We start from the raw sequence: 22356 nt of genomic DNA on the forward strand, positions 1-22356 counted from the left end.
AGGGGGGTGGCCTAGGCAATGGAAAATTCAACCCAAGGATCCTTCCAATGGAACGCAATCTGACCATGATCGCCCTCTTTGCCGCGTTGATCGCGGCACTGGGCCTGATTCCGAAATTCACGCTTGGCTTCGGCGTGCCGATCACGGCGCAGTCGCTGGGGGTCATGCTCTGTGGCACGGTGCTGGGCGCTTGGCGCGGTGGCCTTGCGGCGCTTTTGTTCGTGGCGCTTGTGGCCCTTGGTCTGCCGCTTCTGGCCGGGGGCCGTGGCGGTCTGGGCGTCTTTGCCTCGCCGACCGTGGGTTTCCTTGTCGGCTTCCCGATCGGGGCTTTCGTGACCGGCTTTATCATGGACCAGTGGCGCAGCGCGCCGGTGGGTCTCGCGGCTGGGGTTTCGGCGGTCTTGGGCGGCATCCTCGTGGTCTATGCCTTCGGCATCTTCGGCATGATGATGACGCTGAACAAAACGCTGGTCGAGGCGACCCTGCTGGTCCAAGCCTTCATCCCCGGTGACCTGATCAAAGCCGTGCTGGCGGGGTTCATCACCTCCGGTCTGGCCAAGGCGCGCCCGGCAAGCCTGCTGTCGCGCAGCTAAACGATTGGCCCGCTCCCCGAGGGGGCGGGCCGCTACAGCCGCATCAGCGCGGCAGAGCCGATCCCCCCGGCGGCGGCAATCGCCGCCAAGCCGATGCCCGATCCCCGCGCCACCAACTCATGCCACAGCCGCACCGCATTGATCGCGCCTGATGCGCCAATCGGATGCCCGCGCGCCAAAGCGCCGCCACCCCTGTTGACGATCCGCGGCGCGATCCCCGCACCGGTGACGCAGGCGATGGCCTGCACGGCATAGGCCTCCATGATCTCGGCGCGGTGCAGGTGGTTGGCTTCCAATCCGCTTTGACGAAAGACTTCTCCGATGGCCACCAATGGGGCCAGTCCCGGCTCTTCGGGGCGGCTGCCCTTCGTCCCCGCTGCGATGAGTTCGACTTTCGGCAGGGTGAGGTCCGCTGCCACCCGCTCTGACACGACGACGCAAAAGGCCGCGGCATCGGCGGCGACGGCGGCATTGGCAGCGGTGATGTCGCCGGAAAGCACCTTGGCCCGGCTGCATAGCGCGGGGGTGAGGCGGCGGGTGAAGGCATCGGTTGAGACGCCTGCGAGCGGCACCAGTTCCGCTTCGGTTGGGGGCTGTGCGCGGGCCTTCGCATGGCTTTCCACGGCCCAGTCATCCTGTTCTGCGCGGGAAATGCCTTGGGACCGGCCAAGCGCCGCGGCGGCCTCCGCCATGTCCGGGTCGCGTTCGGGCCATGGGGTAAAGGGCGCTTGGGTATAGGCCTCTGCCGGGCGGCCATCGGCGAAGGTGCGGTAGCGCAGCGGCTGGCGAGAGTAGCTCTCGGCCCCGCCCGCCACGACGATATCGGCGGCACCGGAAAGGACCATCTGCCGCGCCAGTGCCAGCGCGTCCAATCCCCCTGCGCATTGCCGGTCGATGCTCAAGCCCGCCACCTGTTCGGGCAGCCCCGCGGCCAAAGCGATGCTGCGCGCGGGGTTGCCGCCGGGGCCGAGGGCGGTGCTGCAAATCACCTCGTCGACCTGCGCAGGGTCCAGCCCCGCGCGGCTAAGGGCAGCAGAAAGGACCGGCGCGGCAAGGTCGGGCAGGGAAAGATGCGCCAGCGCACCGCCGCGCGGGGCGACCGGGCTGCGGCAGGCCGAGACGATATAGGCGCGGGTCACCTTTGGCCCTCCACCCAATCCGAGAGGGCGCGCAGGTCGGGCTTGCCCGAGGGCAGCAGGGGCAGGTCGGGGCGGAAATAGATGCGCCGCGGGGACGTCAGGGGCCCGAGCGTCGCGCGGCAATGGGCAATGATCTCTTCGGCGGGCGGCTCTCCTGCCGGGGCTTCGACTACCGCGACCAGATGCTGCCCTCGCAGCGCATCGTCTCGGGGCAGAACCGCGCAGGGCAGGCCAGTTTGGGCGCTGATCACGGCCTCTACCGTTTCGGGGAAAACCATCTGGTCGGCGATCTGCACCATGCGCTGCCGCCGCCCCTTGATCCAGAGGTTGCCCTTGGCATCCAGCGCGCCCATCTCACCCACGGTCACGAAGCCCTCCCGCCAGCGGGTCTCATCGCTGTGGCCCAGTGCGTAGCCATCGAAGAGGTAGGGGCTGCGCACCCAGATCTCGCCCACGCCAGTTGCGGGCTGGCCTTCCTCATTCATCAGACGCAGCTCGACACCGGGGTAGGGGCGGCCCACCGAGCCTTCGGGCGTGTCAGCATCGGCCAGCGTGATAAAACTCGTCTCCGCCGCGCCGTAGAAAACGTGCACCGCCGCTTGGGGGCAGAGCCGCCCCACCGCCGCCCGGGTCGCCGGATCGAGCGCGCCACCGCCGCAAAGGACCAAGCGCAGCGATGGCAGCGGGGCTACGGCAGCGCGGGCAAGCAGGCGCAGCTGGGTCGGCGTGGCGTAGAGGATCGCCGCTTCAGCCTCAGCGATCCGCTCTGCCTGTCGCCGGGGAGCGTGATCCGCCAGCACATGCGCGTCGAGGCCAAGATGCAGCGCTTCCAGCACCGCATAGAGCGATAGGGAATGGCTGAGCTGCCCCAACACGGCGACGCTGTCGCGGAGGGTAAGGGCGAAACGGTCAGCATTGACCTCAAAACTGGCGATCCAAGAGGCTTGGCTGCGTCGGACCGCCTTGGGCCGCCCCGACGCGCCGCCGGTCAGGGTGAGAAAGGCCGCGGGCGAGCAGGAGATGTCATCGGGCAGGGGCCAGTCGCTGAGGCAAAAGGGGGCCGGCTGGGTGATCGCTGTGGTTAGGGCCGCCAGTGCGTCGAAGGCCGGAGTGGCGGGCAGGGCGCGGTAGCTGTCGTGCTGGCCTTCGGGCGCGCGGGGCAATTCCCGCTCCCCTGCATAAAGCCGCGCGGCCTCATGCCATTTGAACCTGTCTTGCCCGCGCATCCGCCTCTCCCTCTTCCGTGGGGTCTCAAATTCCGGGTGCACGCCCCGGGGCCGCCCGTTAGGCTGCGGCGAAACCAGACCCGAGGATACTTCAGACATGACAGAGACCATGCGTGCAATCGAAATCACCGAACCCGGCGGTCCGGACGTTCTGCAAGGCACCACCCGCCCGCGGCCCCAGCCGAAACACGGTCAGGTCATCATCAAGGTCGCCTATGCCGGGGTGAACCGCCCCGATGCGCTGCAACGCGCGGGCCGCTACGCGCCGCCCGCCACCGCCAGCGATCTGCCGGGGTTGGAGGCCTCGGGCGAGGTGGTCGAAGTCGGGCCGGGGGTAACGACACTGGCCCCGGGCGATCTGGTCTGCGCCCTGCTGCCCGGCGGCGGCTATGCCGAATATGTCGCCACCCCCGCGGCACATTGCCTGCCGATTCCTGAGGGCATGGGGCTGAAAGAAGCGGCCTGTCTGCCCGAGACATTCTTTACCGTCTGGTCCAACCTTTTCATGCGAGGCGGGCTTAAGGCCGGGGAGAAAGTGCTGATCCACGGCGGCTCTTCCGGGATCGGCACCACGGCGATCCAACTGGCCCGCGTCTTGGGCGCGCGGGTCTTCGTGACCGCCGGCACCGACAGCAAATGCGCGGCCTGTATGAAGCTGGGGGCCGAGGTGGCGATCAACTATCGCGACACGGATTTCGTCGACGTGATGCAGGCCGAGGGCGGTGCGGATGTGATCCTCGACATGGTGGGCGGCAGCTATATCAACCGCAACCTCAAGGCCTTGGCCGAGGACGGCAGGCTGGTGCAAATCGCGTTTCTGCAAGGGGCCAAGCAAGAGGTGAACTTCGTCACGCTGATGACCCGCCGCCTGACTATGACCGGATCGACCCTGCGGCCGCAGAGCGATCTGGCCAAGGCGCGGATTGCGGAGGAGCTTTTGCAGAACGTCTGGCCCCTGTTGGAGCAGGGCCGCGTCGCCCCGGTGATGGACAGCACCTATGACCTGTCCGAGGCGAATGATGCCCACCGCCGGATGGAAGCCAGCGGCCATATCGGCAAGATCGTCCTGAAGGTGGGCGGTGAACTGCAGGGTGAAGAAGATCAGTAAAACTTGAGACAGTAACGAATTGTTAACCAGTAATTCGTTTACTGAAGGCACGGGTGGCCGGGACGCTGACCACCCGTGTTGGAGAGAGAGCCGAAAGGCATTGAATGCGGGGGAGGAAATTACGCCTCTCCCGCTTTCGGCAGACTATAGGCCCGGATGGGTCTAGCGCAGAGGGGTGAACAGCGCGTTATCAAGCGTGCAGTCCCGCCGAACGTCCGGCCCGCAGGGGATGAACTCAAGCTCGCGGGACAGGCAGATACGCGCCTCTTGGATGTGCCCTTGCTTGCAGGTGATGGTGATCCCCCGCGCGGTCAGGTCCGGGTTCGCTTTGAGGAAGGCCTCTTCCACCACCGCTGCGGGGAGGGACACGGTACGGTCGAGCTTGCGAAAGACCTCGGGGCGCTTGATGCGGGCATAGGCCTCCCGCGAGAGGGCGAAGTAATCCGCTGGGTCCAACCCGCTGCAAGAACCGTGTTTCTTCCACTGGTGCCATGCTAAGCCACCGGTGCCCATGATATCGGCCATCGCCCCGGTCTGGGCGCGGCTGGGCGGGCGGCGGCCACTTTGGCAATAGGACGGGTATCCCCGAGTGAACTGAGGCCAGAGGCCATGTAGGGTCCAACCGTGGTCTTTCGCGGCGTCGCATTGCGGAGATTGCCGCGCGTCGCCGGTCAATTCGCACCAATTGGGCGACCATGACAGGGACATGACGTAGTAGTCGAACTCGCCCGAACGCTCCCCTTCGGCCAGCGTGGCGGTGGGGGCGATCAGCCCGAGGATCAGCAGACAGGCGCGCAGTGGCCGCATTGGGTCTTCCCTTATGACGTTTGAGCCAGTATACAGCCGCCAACTTCCCCGACAATGGAGACCGTTCTGCCAAGCAGGACAGCCTTTCAGGCGACGGGAAAATTGCGTTTTTAGGAGAGTGAAATGGCAAAACCGATTATGGCCAAAGCCACCGCCGTCTGGCTCGTGGACAACACCACCATCAGCTTCAAGCAGATCGCCGATTTCGTCGGCATGCACGAACTCGAAGTGCAGGGCATCGCCGATGGCGACGTGGCGCAGGGGGTGAAGGGGTTTGATCCGGTTGCCAACAACCAGCTGACGCAGGAAGAGATCGACGCGGCGCAGGACAATCCGCTGCACAAGCTGAAGCTCAAGTTCAACGCCGCCGCCGAGGGCGAAGAGAAACGCCGCGGCCCGCGCTACACCCCGCTCAGCAAACGTCAGGACCGTCCGGCGTCGATCCTGTGGCTGGTCAAATTCCACCCCGAACTGTCCGACGGTCAGGTCAGCAAACTGGTGGGCACCACCAAGCCGACGATCCAAGCGATTCGCGAGCGCACGCATTGGAACATCGCCAACATCCAACCGATCGACCCGGTCGCGCTGGGCCTGTGCAAACAGTCCGAGCTTGACGCCGCCGTGCAAAAGGCTGCCGCGAAAAAGGCCGCCGCGGGCGAGGTGATGAACGACGACGAGCGCCGCAAACTCGTCTCGACCGAGCAGAGCCTCGGCATGGAGAGCGAGCCGAAAATCCCCACGGCCATCGAAGGGCTGGAAACCTTCACCCTCTCCGGCAACAGCACGGATGACGAGGAAGAAGAGAGCCACACCAAGGGCGATTACTCTGACGCCGACAGCTTCTTCTCGCTGCCCGACAGCACCGATGAAGACGATGAGGACGAAGACAAAGCCAAGGGCTAAGCACCTTCAAGGCGGTGTGGCGAAAGGAACTTTCGCCGTAAAGATGTGTTAGAATGACAGGGCGTCGGGTATTCCGGCGCCCTGTTTTGCTTTGTACAAAAGGCGCGGCGCGCCGGGGGATGGATTTGGAAACGGCATTGGACTGGGTGATCTGGGGACTGGCGGGGGTGCTAATACTGGGCAGCCTGCTGCCGCTGAGCAAATTGCCCTTCGGGGCGATCCGCGGGCTGGCCTTTCCTCGGGAACAATTCCTCGGCTTGGCACTGTTGCTGGCAATCGGGTTCGCCCTGTCGCAGGGGGTGACGACACCCTCGGGCATGGCCGGGATCGCGTTGATGCTGGGGGTCGCCGCGCTTCACGCACTTTACATCACCAAGTTCACCCCGCTGTGGCGCAAGCAATCTTTGGCGGCCTCGCCCGAGTTGCGCCGCGCGACGGACCGGCATTTCAGCCTGCTGGCCGCCAATGTCAAAATGTCCAACCGCGACTATGGCAAGCTGATCGCATTGGCCGAGGCGCGGGTGCCAGATATCTTCATGGCGATCGAGGTGGATCAGGCCTGGATCGACGCGCTGGATGACGGTCTGGGCAAGAACTACGAGCATCGCGTCGACGTGCCGCTCGACAATGGCTATGGGCTTTGCCTCATGTCGAAACTGCCGCTGTCGGAGGTCGAGGTGCGCGAGTTGGTCACCGAAGAGGTGCCCTCCATCCGCGCTCGGGTGCACCTGCCGGTGGGGGAGGATTTCCGCCTATACGTCGTCCACCCCGAACCGCCCGTGATCGAACATGACACCAAAGGGCGCGACAGCGAGATCGCCTTGGTCGGTATCGAGGCTGAGAAGGACCCGCTGCCCGCCGTGGTCTCGGGGGATCTGAACGATGTGGCTTGGTCGACCACGACCCGGCGCTTTCAGCGGCTTTCTGGTCTTTTGGACCCGCGGGTGGGGCGCGGCATGTACAACACATTCAGCGCGACGATGCCTTGGATGCGCTGGCCTTTGGATCACCTCTTCCACGATCCGCAGTTTCGTCTGCTAGAGATGGACCGCTTGGACAAGATCGGGTCGGACCACTTCCCGATGTGGTTCGTCCTCGCCATGGCCGAGACCGAAGCCGCCGAGAGCGACCCCGAAGAAACCGACCCCGAAGAAGAGCGGGAAGCCAAGAATATGATCAAAGAAGAACGGAAAAGAGACCGCGACCCCATCGGCAGCGATTGGGAAGACGAGGAAAACTAACAATTTGCCGTAGGGGCAATTTTACCCCTTGTACGAATCCAAAAACGGCGTATGTGGCGCGTTACAGACGCCAACGCACGCGCCTCTGGCCGGTCAGTTCCCACTCTGACTGACCCGCGTTTATGTAGCGACGGTAACGTCTCTTGAAACGACACGCGGGGAACCAGCCCCACCTGCTCTTTGGAGATGACCATGAATGCTACAGTCCCCGGCGCCCTGCGCGCCGCACCGTCCTTTCACGCCGACCCGGCTGCGGCCTATATCGCCGCCAACAGCTTTGACAAGCCGACGCTTGTGATCAGCCGTGACCGCGTGGCCGCGCAATATGACGCGCTGCACAAAGGTCTGGGCGAGGCGCATATCCATTACGCGGTGAAGGCGAACCCGGCGCCGGAAATCATTCGTCTGCTGGTCAACAAAGGCTCTGGCTTTGATGCGGCCTCGCGGGCCGAGATCGAACTGTGCCTGAGCCAAGGGGCCAAGCCCGAGAATATCTCTTTCGGTAACACCATCAAACGTGCCTCGGACATCGCTTTTGCCCATTCGGCGGGGGTGACGCTGTTTGCGGCGGATAGCGAAGCCGAATTGGACAAGATCGCCGCCCATGCGCCGGGCGCGCGGGTCTACCTGCGCTTGATCGTCGAAAACTCCATGGCCGACTGGCCGCTCAGCCGGAAATTCGGCTGTGCCGGTTCGGCGCTGCCCGCGTTGCTGAACCACGCGGTTGCCGTGGGCCTCGTGCCCTTCGGCCTGTCGTTCCACGTCGGCTCGCAGACCCGCAAGGCGGAGTTCTGGAACCCGGTGTTGGATCAAGTCGCGCCGCTGTGGCACGCCGCGCGTGCCGATGGCCATGACCTGCAACTGCTGAACCTCGGCGGCGGTTTCCCGGCCTTCTATGGTGAGGATATCGAGGGCCCCCGCGCCTATGCCGCCGCTGTGATGCGCGCCGTCAAAGCCCGCTTTGGCGATGTGCCGCATGTGATGGCAGAGCCGGGGCGGGGGCTGGTGGCCGAGGCGGGTCACATCGCTGCCGAAGTCATGCTGGTCAGCCGCAAGTCTGCGGATGATCTGCACCGCTGGGTCTATCTGGATATCGGTCGCTTCTCGGGACTGGCCGAGACCGAGGGCGAAGCGATTCGCTATCAAATCGTCACGCCACATGACGGCGAAGAGACCGGACCCTGCGTTTTGGCCGGCCCGTCCTGCGATTCGGCGGATATTCTTTACGAAAAGCGCCCCATTCACCTGCCTTTGGCCCTGCGCGATGGCGATAAAGTGATGATTCGTGCTTGCGGAGCCTACACAAGCTCGTACAGTTCGGTTGGGTTCAATGGATTTCCGCCGCTTGATGTGATCGTGCTCTGACAGCACGATCTGCGTCGCCCCGGAAAAGGGCCGTCTGCTTTGGGAGGAGCGGGCGGCCCGCTTTGATTCTGGGGGTTAAAGCGACTTGCGCGCCTGCATCGCAGCGGTGATCGTCCCGTCGTCGAGGTAATCCAACTCCCCGCCGATCGGCACACCTTGGGCGAGCGACGTCAGCCGCACGCGGTCTTCCAATTGATCCGCGATGTAATGCGCCGTGGTCTGCCCGTCGATCGTGGCGTTGAGCGCGAGGATCACCTCTGTCACCCCTTCGGTATCGATCCGGTCCACGAGGCGCGGGATGCGCAATTCCTGCGGGCCAATGGCGTCGAGCGCCGAGAGCGTGCCGCCCAGCACATGATAGCGCCCTTTGAACACGCCAGAGCGTTCCATCGCCCAGAGGTCGGCCACGTCTTCGACCACGCAAAGCTCTCCGTTCGCGCGTTTTTCGGAGGTGCAGATATCGCAGATGTCGGCGGTGCCGACGTTGCCGCAGTTCAGACATTCGCGTGCCGTGGCGGCGACGGTCTGCATCAGGTCGGACAGGGGCGTCAGCAAAAGCGCGCGTTTGCGGATCAGGTGCAGCACTGCCCGCCGGGCCGAGCGGGGGCCAAGGCCGGGCAGTTTCGCCATCAGCTCGATCAGGGCGTCAATATCGCGGGTAGAGCTCAAGAATGGCACCTATGGGCGTTGAAAGAGGGGCGGGACCGGCCCGCCCCGCCGGTATCAGAAGGGCAGTTTCATGCCCGCGGGAAGGCCCATGCCTTCGGTCAGCTTGCTCATCTCGGCCTGTGCACGTTCCGAGGCTTTGCTCTGCGCATCTTTGATGGCGGCGAGGATCAGGTCTTCGACCACTTCCTTTTCGTCCTTGTTGAAGATCGACGGGTCGATATCGAGGCCCTTCAACTCACCCTTGGCGCTACAGGTCGCTTTGACGAGGCCCGCACCGGATTCACCTTCGACGGTGATGTTGTGCATCTCCTCTTGCAGTTCGGCCATCTTGCCCTGCATTTCCTGCGCTTTTTTCATCATCCCGGCCATATCGCCGAGGCCGCCTAATCCCTTGAGCATCTGGGTCTCCTTGTTGCGTTGTCGTTTATATGTGGCGCGGGGGCCGGGGGATCAACCGTCCTCGAACGGATCCCATTCGTCTTCGACCTCGGGCAGCGCCTCTGCCGTCGCGGCGGCGGCGATGTCTTCGGGCGTGCGGATGGCGGTGATGCGGGCCTTGGGGAACTGTGCCAGTACCGCCTGCATCATCGGGTGGTCCTCGGCCTGTTTCTTCAGCGCCAGTTCATGCGCATCGCGGACCTGCGCGATGGTCTCGGCCCCGCCCTCGTTCACCAGCGACACCGCCCAGCGGTTACCGGTCCAGAGTTGCAATTTCTGCCCCAGCCGCTGCGCGAGATCGCGCGGCGCGTCGTCGGTGGGGACAAACTCGATGCGGCCGGGCTGGTAGGCGGCAAGTTGCACGCAGGTTTCCACTTCGACCAGCAGTTTCACGTCGCGGTTCACGCGGATCAACTCGACGACATGTTCGAATGTCGGGAAACGGGCCAGCGCAGCGTTGAGGTCTTGCGCCAGTGCGGTGGTCTGCCCCTGCGGGCCGGGGTTGGAGGCCATCCGCTGCTGCGCCTGTTGTACGGCCTGCGCGCCGGTGCTGCCCTGCGTCGCGCCATTGCCACCGCCCCCGCCGCCCACGGGGCCGGGGGCCGGGGGCGGGCTGCTGTTTTGCAGCTTGCGCACCAGTTCCTCGGGCGAGGGCAGGTCGGCCACATGGGTCAGACGGATCACGGCCATTTCGGCGGCCATCATGGCGTTGGGCGCGGCTGCGACCTCGTCCAGCGCCTTCAGCAGCATCTGCCAGAGCCGCGTCAGCACCCGCATCGGCAGGGTCTCGGCCATCTGCTGGCCGCGGGCACGTTCCTCAGGCGCGATGGTGGGATCTTCGGCGGCATCGGGCGTGATCTTCACGACCGAGACCCAATGGGTGATCTCGGCCAGATCGCGCAGCACCGCCATCGGGTCGGCCCCATCGGCATATTGCGCCGAAAGCTCGGTCAGCGCGGCACCTGCATCGCCGCGCAGCACCATGTCAAAGAGGTCCAGCACCCGGCCACGGTCGGCCAGCCCCAGCATGGCGCGCACCTGTTCGGCCCCGGTTTCGCCCGCGCCGTGGCTGATCGCTTGGTCCAGCAGCGAGGTGGCGTCGCGGGCCGAGCCTTCGGCGGCGCGGGTGATCAGCGCCAGCGCGTCGTCGGTGATCTCGGCACTCTCGGCGGTGGCGATCTTGCGCAGGAGCGCGATCATCACCTCGGGCTCGATCCGGCGCAGGTCGAACCGCTGACAGCGCGACAGCACCGTCACCGGCACCTTGCGGATCTCGGTGGTCGCGAAGATGAATTTGACGTGTTCCGGCGGCTCTTCCAGCGTCTTGAGAAGCGCGTTGAACGCCCCGGTCGAGAGCATGTGTACTTCGTCGATGATATAGACTTTGTACCGGGCCGAGGCGGCGCGATAATGCACCGAATCGATGATTTCGCGGATGTTGGCGACGCCGGTGTTCGATGCCGCGTCCATCTCCATCACGTCGACGTGGCGGCCTTCCATGATGGCGGTGCAATGTTCGCAAACGCCGCAGGGGTCAGTCGTCGGCCCGCCGTTGCCGTCCGGCCCGATGCAGTTCATCCCCTTGGCGATGATCCGCGCCGTCGTCGTCTTGCCGGTGCCGCGAATGCCGGTCATCACAAAGGCCTGCGCGATCCGGTCGGCGGCGAAGGCGTTTTTCAGCGTGCGCACCATGGCGTCTTGGCCAACGAGATCGGCAAAGGTTTCGGGCCGGTATTTGCGGGCCAGAACGCGGTAGGCGGATGTATCTGTCATGGTGCCCCAGATCGGATTCGGTCAAGGCCGTAAACTATGCGCTCCGCGCCGTGGCGTCTACCGTGCTTGCGGAAAGCTCAGAGCATCCAGAGGATCGCGCCGACCCCGGCTGAGGCAAAGGCGAGGATCGCCGCCAGAACCTTCATGCGGCTGTTGGGCTGGGCATTGGCGTGATGGTCGCTCAGCCGCCTTTGGGTTTTCGCCGCCGACGCCTGCGCGGCCCAATAGACGTAGAGCGCGGCTAAGATGAAGACCGAGGCCACGGCTTTCGCCACCCAAGTCGGCTCGAACTCACCGAAAACGGCGCGCAGACCGATGGCCACGGCGACGGCGGCCATGCCGGTGCGCATCCAGCCCGCAAAGGTGCGTTCATTGGCGAGAATCGTGCGATCCTCGGCCCAGTCGGTGCGGTCTTCGGCTAGGTCATTCTTATCACTCATTGAACCAAACTGCGCCTTGCGCGTTCATGTGGCAATAGGCTTTGACAAAACGAGGGACGGTTCATGCGGTTGGGTGGAATTGGGCGGAGCAAGAATGTCATCCGACGCAGTGGAAAGGCCGGCAAGGCGGGGGGGCTTGGATTGGTCGGCGTCTTGGCAGTAATGGCCATCGGCTATTTCACCGGCATCGACGTGACGCCGCTGTTGACCGGCCAAGGCGGCGGTCAGGTCCAACAGTCCCGCCCGTTGAGCGACAGCGAAGACCCGCAGGTCGATTTCGCCGCCCGTGTGCTCACCACGACCGAGCAGGTCTGGAGCCGGATTTTCCAAGAGCAATTGGGTGAAACCTATACACCGCCCAAGCTTGTGGTCTTTGAGAATGTGACCCAAAGCGCCTGCGGCGGGGCCTCTGGCGCAACGGGGCCGTTTTACTGCCCGGCGGACAATATGGCCTATCTCGACACCGCGTTTTTCCGCACGTTGGACCAGCGTCTTGGTGCCGGGGGCGATTTCGCGGCGGCCTATGTGATTGCCCATGAGGTCGCGCACCATGTCCAGAACGAAATCGGCGTTCTGCCGCAGGTCGCCCGGATGCGGCAGCAGGCTTCCGAGGTTGAGGCGAATGCCCTGACCGTGCGGCTTGAACTGATGGCCGATTGTTTTTCTGGCATCTGGGCCTCGAACGTCGAAGGCTTGATGGAGAAGGGCGACCTCGAAGAGGCGCTGAATGCTGCGCGGATGATCGGGGACGATCATTTGCAGCGACAGGCTGGTCAGGTGCCGCAGCCGCATACTTTCACCCATGGTACGTCCGAGCAGCGCGCGCGTTGGTTCGAACGCGGGTTTGAGAGTGGCCAGATTGCGGCCTGCGATACGTTTGAGGCGGATCGGTTGTGAGGCGGTGCCCGTGGTCCCCACGGGCGGGGCGTCTCGCCTCTCGAATGCATCATTTATTAAGAGAAGCTACCCCTCTCATCGCTTCTGCAAAGCGACTGCCGGGGCGTTGCATTGCTGCGCAATGCAACGGTGGTGAGAGGCTGATAACGACCCAAGCGGGGCTCGTTACGGCTGCTTCCTTCCGGATCTGACCGGGTTGGCGAGGCGCTTGCCCGCACCAACCTCTCAAGGCCCATATAGGAGGGCATGGAGCGAAGTGCAAGCCTCACAAGCGGATCGCGATTTGGGCGAAGCCCGAGGCGGTCCTGCCCCGCGGGGTGGGCGACAGATGGGCGATGTCTTGTAAGAAGGGCAGGGCCTCGGGCGAGGTATAGAGAACCGCCTGCGCCCCCGCCGCATCGAAGCGCCATGGCGGCGCGTCGGACCATGGGCACTCCTGCGGCGTAGCGAGCGCGGCAATTAGCGCGTCGGTCAGCGGAAGCGGGCTGCGCAGGGCGACGTCATCCCCCGCCGCGCGGTCAAACCCGCCCCCGCCCGCCGCGCGGAACTGATTGGTCGCGAGTAGAAAATTCTGGTCCGGCCTCACCGGTGCCCCTTGCCATGACAGCGCAGTGATCCGTCTGCCGCGGGGGCGGCAGGGGTCAATGGTATAGGTAACGCCAAAAATCGTGTCGCAGTGAAATGGCGGGCGGCAGGGGTCGAGTAGCGGACCCGGGGTGCTGCCGAGCGGGGCAAACACCTCTGCCGCTTTTTCCAAACGCCGGCGCAGGTCGGCACCGGTGAGGCGCAGCGCCCAGACCGCGTTTTGATAGGGAAGCAGCCCGGCGATATGGCGGCGTTGCACCGCGCCGGGCGGGATATGCAGGAAATGCCCCGGCCCGCCGCGCCCGCCTGCCGTATGCGCCGCCGTGGCGGCGAGGATCGGGAGTGCGCTATCCGCCGTGCCCGTGACCCCTTGGCGGATCACCTCGGCCTGCGCGCGGGCGCTCAGCGCGTCGATGGGGGTGGGCATGGCGAGGGCAAAGTAGTTGTGCAGCGCGGTGTCGGTATGGCCGACCACCTCCTCCAGATGCCTGCGCACGCCGATGTGGCTGACCCGTGCCGCGCTCAGCACCGTGGGATCGGCCAGCGTTTTTGTGCTGTTGTCGCGCAGGTGGCTTTGATGGCCCGACACCGTCCAGCGCCCCTGCGCATCCCGATCAAGCGCCAGATCCAGCACCGCCAAATCGGACCCCCCAAAGCCCGGCATCGCCGCCGGACGGTCGGACAGCGTGCCGGCCTGCGTATCAACCCCCTCGCGCGGGCCGTGGTCCTCTCCGGGAAAACGAAGATGGGTGTGGCCGGTGATCACCGCGTCGATCCCATCGATCTTGGCCAAAGTGCAGATGTCCTCTTCGGTGGTGGTTTCACCTTCATGGGCGATACCCATATGGGCCAGCAGCACGGTCAGATCGGCCCCCTCTGCCCGCAGCGTTAGTGCGGCGCTGCGCAGGCTTTCGAGGGGGCAGATGATCTCGGCCTCATTCTCCAAAACCTCGCGGTTCCAGATCGCGGTTCGGCCCGGCAGGACCGAAAGCAGGCCCACCCGCAGCCGAGAAGAGGGATGCCCCGCAACGGCAGGCAGCAGACACGAGACGACGGCCCAACGGCGCAGCGGGCCGGGGTCGGTCAGATGCAGATTGGTCGAGATCAACGGCATGTCCAGCGCCCCGGCCACAGCGCGCAGATAGGGCAGCCCATGGTCAAGGTCGTGATTGCCCAAGCCCAGACCGTCATAATGCAGATGGTTCACACAGGCGACGAGCGGATGCGTTTGGGTGACCGGCATCTGCGCCAGTTGATCGCCCAAGGCATTGCCCTGCAACAGATCGCCATTGTCGAGCAAGATACAGGCGGCCCCCTGTTCCGCCGCCTCCGCCCGGGCGGTGCGGATCAAGGTGGCGATCCCGGCCAGCCCGTGATGGCCCACCGAACGGTCGCCCACATAGTCATGCCCCACGATCTGCATATGCAGGTCCGTCGTGGCCAGTATGCGCAGACGTGCCTCGGCCGGGATGCCACCCTCAGGGGGAACGACACCGGTCGAGGCATATGTGCTGCGCCTGTTCACCGAAAAGGTAAGTACTCGTTAAATTTTACAACTTAAAGGTGTTTTGATATGACTAGATTTCAACCGATCTGGCAAGGGGGCTTGGGATTGCCAATCTCTCATGTGCCGTGGCATGGCTGGGCAAAACGCCAAAAGCCTGTATCGGGCCTGTATCGGGAGAGCGCCATGCGTCACGCGGAGACGGTAACCTTTGGAGGCTCGGCCCTTGATCGGGCGGGGGAGATACGTGGCAATCCGGAAGCCTTGGCGCAGTTGCGTGCCGACCCGGCGGCGCGGGCGGTGGTCTTTTGGCGCGGCAAGCCGCTGATCGCGCCCGAACGCCCCGCCGCTTTGGCGCGATTGGCGATGGATCACCCCGTCTTGCAAGAGGCCGAAGGCACGGCGATCTTGCTGGGGCGCGAGGACGGGGCGCCGCGCTTTGCGGTGGATATCTCGGGCTGGGAACCCGCCGATCTGGATCAATCGCAACTGGGCGCGTTCCTTGACCCCAGCGAACAGCGCCATCCGCTTTTGGGCGATGACATGGCCTTTGCCGAATTGCGTCGGGTGATGACATGGCTTGATCCGCGCGATGCCGAACTGGCGGCTAGCGGCAAGGCGATCCTTGGCTGGCACGACACCCACCGCCATTGCGCGCGCTGCGGCAGCGCCACCGATCTGGCGCAGGGCGGCTGGCAACGGGTCTGCCCCGACTGTGGCGGCGCCCATTTCCCGCGCACCGATCCGGTGGTCATCATGCTGATTACACACGGAAACTCGGTCCTCATGGGCCGCTCCCCCGGTTGGCCCGAGGGGATGTATTCCCTGCTGGCGGGCTTTGTCGAGCCGGGAGAGACGGTAGAGGCCGCCGTGCGGCGCGAGGTTTTTGAGGAGGCGGGCGTGCAGGTCGGCGCGGTGCGCTACCTCTCCAGCCAGCCATGGCCCTTTCCGGCGTCCCTCATGCTGGGCTGTGCGGGGCAGGCGCTGAGCCGGGAGTTGACCATCGACCCGGTTGAGATCGAAGACGCGCTTTGGGTCACCCGCGAAGAGATGATGGAGGCCTTTGCCGGAAGCCATCCGCGGCTTCTGCCTGCTCGCCGCGGGGCCATCGCGCATTTCTTGCTGGAAAACTGGCTTGCGGATAGACTGACCTGAGACACCGCGCTGACGGGCCCGGACAAAGCGGCGCGGATGGCAAATGCGAGCAGAAGAATTGGAACGGACTGAATGAAATTCTCCACCAAAGAAGACGTCGAAGCGCCGATTGAGGCGGTCTTTGACATGTTGTGCGATTTTGAAAGCTTTGAGCGGGCGGCGATGCGGCGCGGGGCCGAGGTGCAGCGCGCCGATGCCCTGCATCAGCCCGGCGTCGGGATGACATGGAAGGCGGTCTTCCCCCTGCGCGGCAAGCGGCGCGAGTTGACGCTTGAGATGGTGACCTTTGACCGGCCCAACGAGATGGTGATCGACAGCATGTCGCAGGGGTTGGCGGGGCAGATGTCCTTTGAATTGATGCCCCTGTCGCGCAACAGCACGCGTGTCTTGGTGGCGCTCGAGGTCAAACCGCTGACCCTGTCGGCGCGGCTTTGGGTGCAATCGCTCAAACTGGCCAAGACCACCCTGACCCAGAAATACAAGGACCGCGTGGCGGAATATGCCCGCGGGATGGAAGAACGCTACGCCAGCGGCGTCAAGGTCTGAGCCTGCGCGCCCCGCCTCACATCCCGGTCGGCGCGCCCCGGCCGGGATGGGCGGGGTAGGCGCCGAGAATTTCCAGCTTGTTGGTGAAATACCCCAGTTCATCCAGCGCGCGTTTCACCGCCGGGTCTTCGGGATGGCCTTCGATATCGGCGTAGAACTGCGTCGCGGTGAAGGAGCCGCCGACCATATAGCTTTCCAGCTTGGTCATGTTGACGCCATTGGTCGCAAAGCCCCCCATCGCTTTGTAAAGCGCGGCGGGAATGTTGCGCACCTCAAAGACGAAGGTGGTCAGCATCCGCTCTGCCCGGCGCGAAAGGTCGATCTTGGGCGCCATCAGCAGAAAGCGGGTGGTGTTATGGTCCATATCCTCAATATCGCGGGCCAGCACGGTGAGGCCGTTGATCTCTGCCGCGACCTCGCCTGCCAGCACGCCATCGGTGCTGCCCTCGGTCGCGGCCAGTTCGGCGGCGGCCCCGGCGGAATCGGCGGCGGGTTCAGAGGTGATGCCATGTTGTTGCAAAAAGCTGCGTGCCTGCGGCAAAAGCACCAGATGCGCGCGGACATGTTTGATGTCTTCCAATGCCACGCCGGGGCGGGCCATCAGGGCGATGCGCACCCGCACGAAGGCTTCGCCGATGATATGCAGCCCGCTTTCCGGCAGCAGGCGGTGAATGTCGGCCACCCGGCCATAGGTCGTATTCTCGACCGGCAGCATGGCCAGTTCGGCGCGGCCCTCGTTTACGGCCCGGATCACGCCTTCGAACGATTGGCAGGGCACCGGTTCCATGTCGGGGCAGGCCTGAAGGCAGGCCTCGTGACTATAGGCGCCAAGGGCCCCTTGGAAGGCGATGCGCGGCGTGGTCTGGGCGGTCATGGATCGTATCCTGCTGCAAAAGGCGCGGAGAAGGGCAATTGGTCGCGGTAACTACACCTTGCCTGCGCCAAGGGAAAGCAATAGATACGCGGGCAACGATGCCAAGAACCATGGCCCGCCCATGGTGCCAATACCAAGTGATGGACCCTGACGCATGTTCGATACAATGACCCTGACCAAAATCGCAGCCGGCGTATTCGGCGCCTGGTTGGTACTTCTGCTGGGCAAATGGGCGGGTGAAGAGATTTACCACGCCGACGCACATGGGGAAGCGTCCTATGTCATCGAAGTGGCCGACGCCGGTGGTGACGAAGGCGGCGAAGAGATCGATTTTGCTGCCATGATGGCCGAAGCCGATGCCGACAGCGGGTCGAAAGTGTTCCGCAAATGCGCCGCCTGCCACAAGGTCGACGGGTCCAACGCTGTTGGTCCGCACCTCGACGGTGTCGTCGGTCGCGATATCGCCTCGGTTGGCGATTTCGGCTATTCCGGCGCTCTGACCTCACTCGAAGGCGATTGGACCCCGGAAGAGCTGAGCGCCTTCCTGCAAAGCCCCAAAGGCTACGCGCCCGGCACCACCATGGGCTTCGCCGGTCTGCGTAAGGTCGAAGACCGCGCTGACGTGATCGCTTACCTGCAAAGCGTCTCCAACTAATTCCACGCTGCATTGCGCGCGTGAAAGCCGCCCCTAGGGGCGGTTTTTGCGTTTGGGTGGGGTGGAACGTCTTCCTTGAGGATGTGTTGGGCCATGAAACGTCCACACCGAAAGGAGACGCGTCATGCAAAGTCATACAGCTACGGTCAACGGCATCGAAATGCGTTGGGAAGAGACGGGGGCGGGTGATCCTGTCATCCTGCTTCACGGTATTCCCACATGCCCCGCGCTTTGGCGGGATGTCGCGCCCAAGCTCACGGGCCGTCGGGTGCTCGCTTGGGAGATGCCGGGCTATGGGGCCTCGATCCCGCAGGGCGAGGGGCGCGATATCTCGGTCGCCAAACAGGCGGACTATCTGGTCGCTTGGATGCGCGATCAGGGCATCACGCGCGCGATCCTCGCGGCGCATGACCTCGGTGGCGGGGTCGCGCAGATCGCGGCGGTGCGTCACCCTGAGATGGTCAGCGGGCTGCTTTTGACCAATGCGATCAGCTATGATTCGTGGCCCGTTCCGCTGGTCAGCGCGGTGGCCGAGACCGGCGGCGTGGCGAAACATGCGCCCGATGGCTCATTCCACCAGTTGCTGAAGATGATGTTCTCGAAAGGGCATGAGACCGACGCCGCCGCCGAAGCGGCCTTTGACGCCCACGCCCCGCATTACGCGCAGCACGGAGAGGCCGAAGCCTTTGTCCGGCAGGCGCAGTCGCTGGACGTGGAAGACACGAAAGCCATCGCGGACAAGCTGCCCACCCTCAATATCCCCGCGCGGATCGTCTGGGGTGCTGCGGATGACTTCCAAAAGATCGAATATGGCGAGCGGTTGGCGAAAGACCTGAATGCACCCCTGCGTCGGATCGAAGGGGGCAAACACTTTACGCCGGAGGATCACCCCGGCGTGCTGGCGGATGAGATCAACGCGCTGATCCGCACGGTCGACGGGCAGTGATTGGACGCGGGGCGCGACATCGGGCGCGCCCCGTTTCGACTTTACTGAGCGGCGATCACCGGGGCGGTGGCATTCGCGGCGGCAATCCCGCCGATGTCGCAGCGCCAAGCGGGCAGGCGGATCACGGCGCGGCTTTGGCCCGCTTCCACATGCACCTCGAAATCCCCACCGTGCATTTCGATTAGTTTGCGGGTCAGCGGCAGGCCAAGGCCGAGCCCGCCCTTCGTGCTGCGGTGCTCCATCATGCCGCCGACGACGAAGGGTTTGTAAAGCTCGGCCAGATCGACGTGCTCATCGAATGAGCCGTTGTCGATGATCGAAATCTCGATATTGCCCTCGGCGTCTTTGAACGTCTCCAAGGCGATCTCACTGCCGCCATGCAGGACGGAGTTCAACACAAGTGCCGTCACCGCCAATTCGATCTGGTCGCCGTCGATATGCATCTCCTCAAGCGGGAGACTGTCGCGCAGCGTGATGGTCTTGGCCGTCGCATCCGTGGTGGCGAAATGCAAGGCAGAAACCGATTGCAGAAGGTCGCTCAGGTTGCATTTCCGCTCGTTCAGGCGCAGCTCGCCGGTGCTGACATTACTGTAGGAAATGATCGTCTCGATCAGGGCGCTCAGATGGTCGACAGACCGGCGGGCCGAGCGGATCAGCAGCGGATTGCCCCCCTGTTCGGCCTTGGCCTCCAACATGCGCAGACTGCCGAAAAGAACCGTCAGCGGGGTGCGGAGTTCGTGGCCCACCAGCGTCAGGAAAGTGGCTTCTGCGCTGTTGTCGGCCTCTTTCTCGGCCGCGTCCGGCTGGGAGCGTTCAAGGGCCGCGACCACCATGCGGCCCATATCTTCCAACAGGGCAATCTGCTTCTCAGAAGGAGCCTCATGCGGTTGCAGGTCCAGCGCGCACAGGCTGCCGAAGCGGTGGCCCGACGACAGGATCAGCGGCACACCGCAGTAATAGCGTGCCTCGGGGCCGCCCTCGGCGACCATGGGGTGACGCGCGAACCGGGGGTCTTTGCGGAGGTCGGGCACCACCAGCGGCGCGTCCGACATGATTGTATGGCTGCAAAACCCGGTATCTTTCGGCATCGGCCCCAACGGGTAGCCGACCACGGATTTGTACCACTGGGTATCTGCCTCCACGACGCTGATATGTGCGATCGGACAGTCAAGCAGGCGGCGCGTAGCCTCGCAAATGGTGTCGAACAGTGCTTCGTTCTCGGCAGTGAGGCCGGGCACATTGAAAACGGCGCGCAGACGGGCTTCTTCGTTAAAGGGAATCGGGTAGGTTCTCATGCTCAGCTCCAGTTTACGCATCGTTAACCTGAGTGAAGAATCTGTTAACTTTAGGGCGAGAAACGGGCTGGGCCGCGAAGATACAGGGGCAGCGGGCTACACTTTGTCGCGAGTGGGGGCGGGGGAAACCGCCAATCCACGGGGCATGCTTTGCGGTGGACTGCCCGTGCGGGGCAACCTTACATATTCGCAACTTGTATCTTGGCGTCGCACAGCGTTAGCCTAGATGACGCCTATCCGGACTACGCCACGCTAAGGAGTGACCTATGCCCCGTGCCCAGACCCGCGCCGCGACCCGTCCTTCGGTCATTGATGACCTGCCGCTCTGGCTCGCGACGCTGACGCTGATGGTGGCGGCCCTGCTGGCCGGTGCCGCCGCGGCGCAGGAGCAGAAGATCATCAAAAGCCACGGCTATTCCTTTTACGGCGATCTGACCTATCCGGCGGATTTCGAGCATTTCGCCTATGTGAACCCGGATGCCCCCAAGGGCGGGGAAATCTCGATCCCCTTCGTCGGCACGCTGGATTCGATGAACCCCTATTCCGGCAAGGGCCGTGCGCATCTGTTCTCGATCTTCGGCTTTGAGAGCCTGTTGGGGGAGGCGCCCTCGGGCGAGCCGCTGCCGGCGGATGTCTACGGCGAGAGCTACTGCCTGCTCTGCGAGAGCCTCGAATACCCCGAGGATAAATCCTGGGTCACCTTCCACATGCGCCCCGAGGCGCGTTTCTCGGACGGCACGCCGGTGACGGCGCATGACATCGTATTTTCGCACAACCTGCTGCTGGACGAGGGGTTGAAATCTTACGCCGATGCGGTGCGCAAGCGCATTCCCAAGGTCGAGGCGTTGGATGACTACACGGTGAAGTTCTACTTCGCCGACGGCATCTCGCGCCGCAGCCTGATCGAGACGGTGGGCGGCGTGCCCGCATGGCCGAAACATTGGTTCGAGGAGACCGGTAATACCCTCAAGGACAGCTGGATGGACCCGCCCCCCGGATCGGGCGCCTATATGGTCGAAAGCGTCGATCTGACCAAGCGTATCGTGCTGAAACGCAACCCGGACTACTGGGGGAAGGACTTGCCGATCAACCGCGGCCGCATGAACTTCGACCGCATCCGGTTGGAAATCTTCAGCGACGACACCTCGGCTTTCGAGGCCTTCAAGGCTGGCGAATACACCTTCCGCGCCGAGGGGGATTCCAAGAAATGGGCCACGGGCTATGACTTCTCCAAGGTGAGCGACGGTGCCATCGTCAAAGCCGAACTGCCCGACGGCTCGCCGCCCACGCCCTCGGGCATCATCTTCAACTTGGGCCGCGAGACGCTGCAGGACCGCCGCGTGCGAGAGGCCGTGGCGCTGATGTTTAATTTCGAGTGGACTAACGAGTCGCTGCAATACGGGCTGTTTAGTCACCGCGCTTCCTTCACGCAGGACACGCCGCTGATGGCGCAGGGCGCGCCCGAGGGGGCTGAACGGGCGCTTCTGGAAAGCCTCGGCGATCTGGTGCCGGACGCGTTGCTGACCCAGCCTGCCGTGGTGCCGCATAGCTCCGATCCCTCGCGCCTGCTGGACCGCCGTAACGCGCGGCAGGCCTCGCGACTGCTGGAAGAGGCCGGCTGGACCGTGCAGAACGGCATGCGCGTGAACGAGGCTGGCGAGCCCCTGCGGCTGAATTTCCTGATGAACTCCGCCGGCTCGCCAACGATCTCGGCGGTCATCGAGAACTTCGTCGGCAACCTCACCTCCATCGGCATCGACGCCCGGCTCGAGAAGGTGGACAGTTCGCAATACACCGCCCGCGAGCGCGACCGCGACTACGACATGATCTATGACGCCTATGCCGCCTTCCTCGGCACCGGCACAGGTCTGGCACAGCGCTATGGCTCGGAGGCGGCGGAGTTCTCGCTCTTCAACCCGGCTGGCCTCGCCAGCCCCTTGGTGGACGCGATCATCGAGGCATCGCTTGATGCCGAAACGGCCGAGGAGGAAGATGCCGCCCTCATGGCCCTCGACCGGGCGCTGCGGCACGAGTTCTTCATGATCCCGACGTGGTACAACGACAGCTATTGGGTGGCCTATTACGACCAATACGACCACCCCGAGATCCCGCCCTACGCCTTGGGCTACCTCGATTTCTGGTGGTACGACGAAGAGGCCGCCCAAGAGTTGCGCGCCTCGGGCGCCTTGCGGTAAGG

The 22356-nt window shown here is 64.2% G+C and carries 21 protein-coding genes and 1 other RNA gene; 11 read left to right on the top strand and 11 right to left on the bottom strand.

Going from position 1 to position 22356, the window contains the following annotated elements; all coding sequences use genetic code 11:
* The first annotated feature begins 47 nt into the window (after window positions 1-47).
* Window positions 48-593 carry a biotin transporter BioY gene (locus ACGYK9_RS12730; RefSeq protein WP_209216564.1) on the top strand — a complete coding sequence of 182 codons (546 nt, stop codon included), beginning with the start codon at window positions 48-50 and terminating at the stop codon, window positions 591-593.
* A 32-nt stretch (window positions 594-625) separates the two neighbouring features.
* On the opposite strand, the gene ACGYK9_RS12735 is transcribed toward ACGYK9_RS12730, so the two are convergent.
* Together ACGYK9_RS12735 and ACGYK9_RS12740 are read right to left on the bottom strand one after the other, a co-directional pair.
* Complete coding sequence (locus ACGYK9_RS12735; RefSeq protein ID WP_394411209.1) at window positions 626-1732, bottom strand: acetyl-CoA C-acyltransferase; 1107 nt, start codon at window positions 1730-1732, stop codon at window positions 626-628.
* Window positions 1729-2958: a fatty acid--CoA ligase family protein gene (locus ACGYK9_RS12740; RefSeq protein ID WP_394411212.1), complete on the bottom strand. Its 1230-nt coding sequence runs from the start codon at window positions 2956-2958 to the stop codon at window positions 1729-1731. Before ACGYK9_RS12740 ends, ACGYK9_RS12735 begins: the two co-directional genes overlap by 4 nt.
* A 97-nt stretch (window positions 2959-3055) precedes the next feature.
* Between ACGYK9_RS12740 and ACGYK9_RS12745 the strand changes: the two genes are divergently transcribed.
* On the top strand, window positions 3056-4066 hold the full coding sequence (locus ACGYK9_RS12745; protein ID WP_394411215.1) for an NAD(P)H-quinone oxidoreductase: 1011 nt from the start codon (window positions 3056-3058) through the stop codon (window positions 4064-4066).
* A gap of 162 nt (window positions 4067-4228) precedes the next feature.
* On the opposite strand, the gene ACGYK9_RS12750 is transcribed toward ACGYK9_RS12745, so the two are convergent.
* The gene (locus ACGYK9_RS12750; protein WP_394411218.1) at window positions 4229-4873 is read right to left on the bottom strand and encodes a ribonuclease T; all 645 of its coding nucleotides are present in this window, start codon (window positions 4871-4873) and stop codon (window positions 4229-4231) included.
* Between the two features lie 123 nt (window positions 4874-4996).
* Between ACGYK9_RS12750 and ACGYK9_RS12755 the strand changes: the two genes are divergently transcribed.
* From ACGYK9_RS12755 to ACGYK9_RS12765, 3 genes are all read left to right on the top strand, one after another.
* Window positions 4997-5776: a DUF1013 domain-containing protein gene (locus ACGYK9_RS12755; RefSeq protein ID WP_067268570.1), complete on the top strand. Its 780-nt coding sequence runs from the start codon at window positions 4997-4999 to the stop codon at window positions 5774-5776.
* 119 nt (window positions 5777-5895) lie between these two features.
* The gene (locus ACGYK9_RS12760; RefSeq protein WP_394411221.1) at window positions 5896-7017 is read left to right on the top strand and encodes an endonuclease/exonuclease/phosphatase family protein; all 1122 of its coding nucleotides are present in this window, start codon (window positions 5896-5898) and stop codon (window positions 7015-7017) included.
* A gap of 186 nt (window positions 7018-7203) precedes the next feature.
* Window positions 7204-8382, top strand: coding sequence for a type III PLP-dependent enzyme (locus tag ACGYK9_RS12765; protein WP_394411224.1), 1179 nt, complete (start codon window positions 7204-7206; stop codon window positions 8380-8382).
* Between the two features lie 75 nt (window positions 8383-8457).
* Here ACGYK9_RS12765 and recR read toward each other — a convergent pair whose 3' ends face one another.
* The 4 genes from recR to ACGYK9_RS12785 all read right to left on the bottom strand — a co-directional run bounded on the left by recR (window position 8458) and on the right by ACGYK9_RS12785 (window position 11702).
* Window positions 8458-9051: a recombination mediator RecR gene (recR, locus tag ACGYK9_RS12770; protein ID WP_067268574.1), complete on the bottom strand. Its 594-nt coding sequence runs from the start codon at window positions 9049-9051 to the stop codon at window positions 8458-8460.
* Window positions 9052-9105: 54 nt separating this feature from the next.
* Window positions 9106-9450, bottom strand: a complete 345-nt coding sequence (locus ACGYK9_RS12775) for a YbaB/EbfC family nucleoid-associated protein (RefSeq protein WP_007118099.1) — start codon at window positions 9448-9450, stop codon at window positions 9106-9108.
* 51 nt (window positions 9451-9501) lie between these two features.
* Complete coding sequence (locus tag ACGYK9_RS12780) at window positions 9502-11262, bottom strand: DNA polymerase III subunit gamma/tau (RefSeq protein ID WP_394411227.1); 1761 nt, start codon at window positions 11260-11262, stop codon at window positions 9502-9504.
* 77 nt (window positions 11263-11339) lie between these two features.
* Complete coding sequence (locus ACGYK9_RS12785) at window positions 11340-11702, bottom strand: YidH family protein (RefSeq protein ID WP_394411230.1); 363 nt, start codon at window positions 11700-11702, stop codon at window positions 11340-11342.
* Between the two features lie 63 nt (window positions 11703-11765).
* On the opposite strand from ACGYK9_RS12785, the gene ACGYK9_RS12790 reads away from it, so the two are divergent.
* Window positions 11766-12599: a neutral zinc metallopeptidase gene (locus ACGYK9_RS12790; RefSeq protein WP_394411233.1), complete on the top strand. Its 834-nt coding sequence runs from the start codon at window positions 11766-11768 to the stop codon at window positions 12597-12599.
* A 130-nt stretch (window positions 12600-12729) separates the two neighbouring features.
* On the opposite strand, the gene ffs is transcribed toward ACGYK9_RS12790, so the two are convergent.
* An RNA gene (gene ffs / locus ACGYK9_RS12795) (signal recognition particle sRNA small type) lies at window positions 12730-12827 on the bottom strand.
* A 37-nt stretch (window positions 12828-12864) separates the two neighbouring features.
* On the bottom strand, window positions 12865-14709 hold the full coding sequence (locus ACGYK9_RS12800; protein ID WP_394411236.1) for a 5'-nucleotidase C-terminal domain-containing protein: 1845 nt from the start codon (window positions 14707-14709) through the stop codon (window positions 12865-12867).
* Window positions 14710-14874: 165 nt separating this feature from the next.
* On the opposite strand from ACGYK9_RS12800, the gene nudC reads away from it, so the two are divergent.
* Window positions 14875-15843 (top strand): NAD(+) diphosphatase, encoded by a 969-nt coding sequence (gene nudC / locus ACGYK9_RS12805; protein WP_394411239.1) that lies wholly within the window; start codon window positions 14875-14877, stop codon window positions 15841-15843.
* A 72-nt stretch (window positions 15844-15915) separates the two neighbouring features.
* On the top strand, window positions 15916-16389 hold the full coding sequence (locus ACGYK9_RS12810) for an SRPBCC family protein (RefSeq protein ID WP_067268594.1): 474 nt from the start codon (window positions 15916-15918) through the stop codon (window positions 16387-16389).
* A 16-nt stretch (window positions 16390-16405) separates the two neighbouring features.
* Here the strand turns inward: ACGYK9_RS12810 and ACGYK9_RS12815 are convergent, their stop codons facing one another.
* Window positions 16406-17263 (bottom strand): prephenate dehydratase, encoded by an 858-nt coding sequence (locus ACGYK9_RS12815; RefSeq protein ID WP_209216552.1) that lies wholly within the window; start codon window positions 17261-17263, stop codon window positions 16406-16408.
* A gap of 154 nt (window positions 17264-17417) precedes the next feature.
* On the opposite strand from ACGYK9_RS12815, the gene ACGYK9_RS12820 reads away from it, so the two are divergent.
* Both ACGYK9_RS12820 and ACGYK9_RS12825 read left to right on the top strand, forming a co-directional pair.
* Window positions 17418-17918, top strand: a complete 501-nt coding sequence (locus tag ACGYK9_RS12820; protein WP_394411243.1) for a c-type cytochrome — start codon at window positions 17418-17420, stop codon at window positions 17916-17918.
* 124 nt (window positions 17919-18042) lie between these two features.
* Entirely contained in the window at window positions 18043-18864 is an 822-nt protein-coding gene (locus ACGYK9_RS12825; protein ID WP_394411246.1) for an alpha/beta fold hydrolase, read from the top strand.
* 41 nt (window positions 18865-18905) lie between these two features.
* Here the strand turns inward: ACGYK9_RS12825 and ACGYK9_RS12830 are convergent, their stop codons facing one another.
* A complete protein-coding gene (locus ACGYK9_RS12830; protein ID WP_394411249.1) occupies window positions 18906-20159 on the bottom strand; it encodes a GAF domain-containing protein in 1254 nt (417 codons plus the stop codon).
* 266 nt (window positions 20160-20425) lie between these two features.
* Here ACGYK9_RS12830 and ACGYK9_RS12835 point away from each other — a divergent pair, with 266 nt between their 5' ends.
* A complete protein-coding gene (locus ACGYK9_RS12835; RefSeq protein ID WP_394411252.1) occupies window positions 20426-22354 on the top strand; it encodes an extracellular solute-binding protein in 1929 nt (642 codons plus the stop codon).
* Window positions 22355-22356 lie beyond the last annotated feature (2 nt).

The organism is Sulfitobacter sp. 1A15258 (assembly GCF_043557045.1).
Lineage (GTDB): Bacteria > Pseudomonadota > Alphaproteobacteria > Rhodobacterales > Rhodobacteraceae > Sulfitobacter > Sulfitobacter faviae.

What these genes read in the sequence shown, in the direction of transcription:
- ACGYK9_RS12760 (WP_394411221.1), top strand. Translation starts at nt 5,896, where the DNA reads ATGGATTTGGAAACGGCATTGGACTGGGTGATCTGGGGACTGGCGGGG.
- nudC (WP_394411239.1), top strand. Translation starts at nt 14,875, where the DNA reads ATGCGTCACGCGGAGACGGTAACCTTTGGAGGCTCGGCCCTTGATCGG.
- ACGYK9_RS12765 (WP_394411224.1), top strand. Translation starts at nt 7,204, where the DNA reads ATGACCATGAATGCTACAGTCCCCGGCGCCCTGCGCGCCGCACCGTCC.
- ACGYK9_RS12740 (WP_394411212.1), bottom strand. Translation starts at nt 2,958, where the DNA reads ATGCGCGGGCAAGACAGGTTCAAATGGCATGAGGCCGCGCGGCTTTAT.
- ACGYK9_RS12750 (WP_394411218.1), bottom strand. Translation starts at nt 4,873, where the DNA reads ATGCGGCCACTGCGCGCCTGTCTGCTGATCCTCGGGCTGATCGCCCCC.
- ACGYK9_RS12730 (WP_209216564.1), top strand. Translation starts at nt 48, where the DNA reads ATGGAACGCAATCTGACCATGATCGCCCTCTTTGCCGCGTTGATCGCG.
- ACGYK9_RS12745 (WP_394411215.1), top strand. Translation starts at nt 3,056, where the DNA reads ATGACAGAGACCATGCGTGCAATCGAAATCACCGAACCCGGCGGTCCG.
- ACGYK9_RS12825 (WP_394411246.1), top strand. Translation starts at nt 18,043, where the DNA reads ATGCAAAGTCATACAGCTACGGTCAACGGCATCGAAATGCGTTGGGAA.
- ACGYK9_RS12790 (WP_394411233.1), top strand. Translation starts at nt 11,766, where the DNA reads ATGCGGTTGGGTGGAATTGGGCGGAGCAAGAATGTCATCCGACGCAGT.
- ACGYK9_RS12810 (WP_067268594.1), top strand. Translation starts at nt 15,916, where the DNA reads ATGAAATTCTCCACCAAAGAAGACGTCGAAGCGCCGATTGAGGCGGTC.
- ACGYK9_RS12785 (WP_394411230.1), bottom strand. Translation starts at nt 11,702, where the DNA reads ATGAGTGATAAGAATGACCTAGCCGAAGACCGCACCGACTGGGCCGAG.
- ACGYK9_RS12820 (WP_394411243.1), top strand. Translation starts at nt 17,418, where the DNA reads ATGTTCGATACAATGACCCTGACCAAAATCGCAGCCGGCGTATTCGGC.
- ACGYK9_RS12755 (WP_067268570.1), top strand. Translation starts at nt 4,997, where the DNA reads ATGGCAAAACCGATTATGGCCAAAGCCACCGCCGTCTGGCTCGTGGAC.
- ACGYK9_RS12780 (WP_394411227.1), bottom strand. Translation starts at nt 11,262, where the DNA reads ATGACAGATACATCCGCCTACCGCGTTCTGGCCCGCAAATACCGGCCC.
- ACGYK9_RS12830 (WP_394411249.1), bottom strand. Translation starts at nt 20,159, where the DNA reads ATGAGAACCTACCCGATTCCCTTTAACGAAGAAGCCCGTCTGCGCGCC.
- ACGYK9_RS12775 (WP_007118099.1), bottom strand. Translation starts at nt 9,450, where the DNA reads ATGCTCAAGGGATTAGGCGGCCTCGGCGATATGGCCGGGATGATGAAA.
- ACGYK9_RS12835 (WP_394411252.1), top strand. Translation starts at nt 20,426, where the DNA reads ATGCCCCGTGCCCAGACCCGCGCCGCGACCCGTCCTTCGGTCATTGAT.
- ACGYK9_RS12815 (WP_209216552.1), bottom strand. Translation starts at nt 17,263, where the DNA reads ATGACCGCCCAGACCACGCCGCGCATCGCCTTCCAAGGGGCCCTTGGC.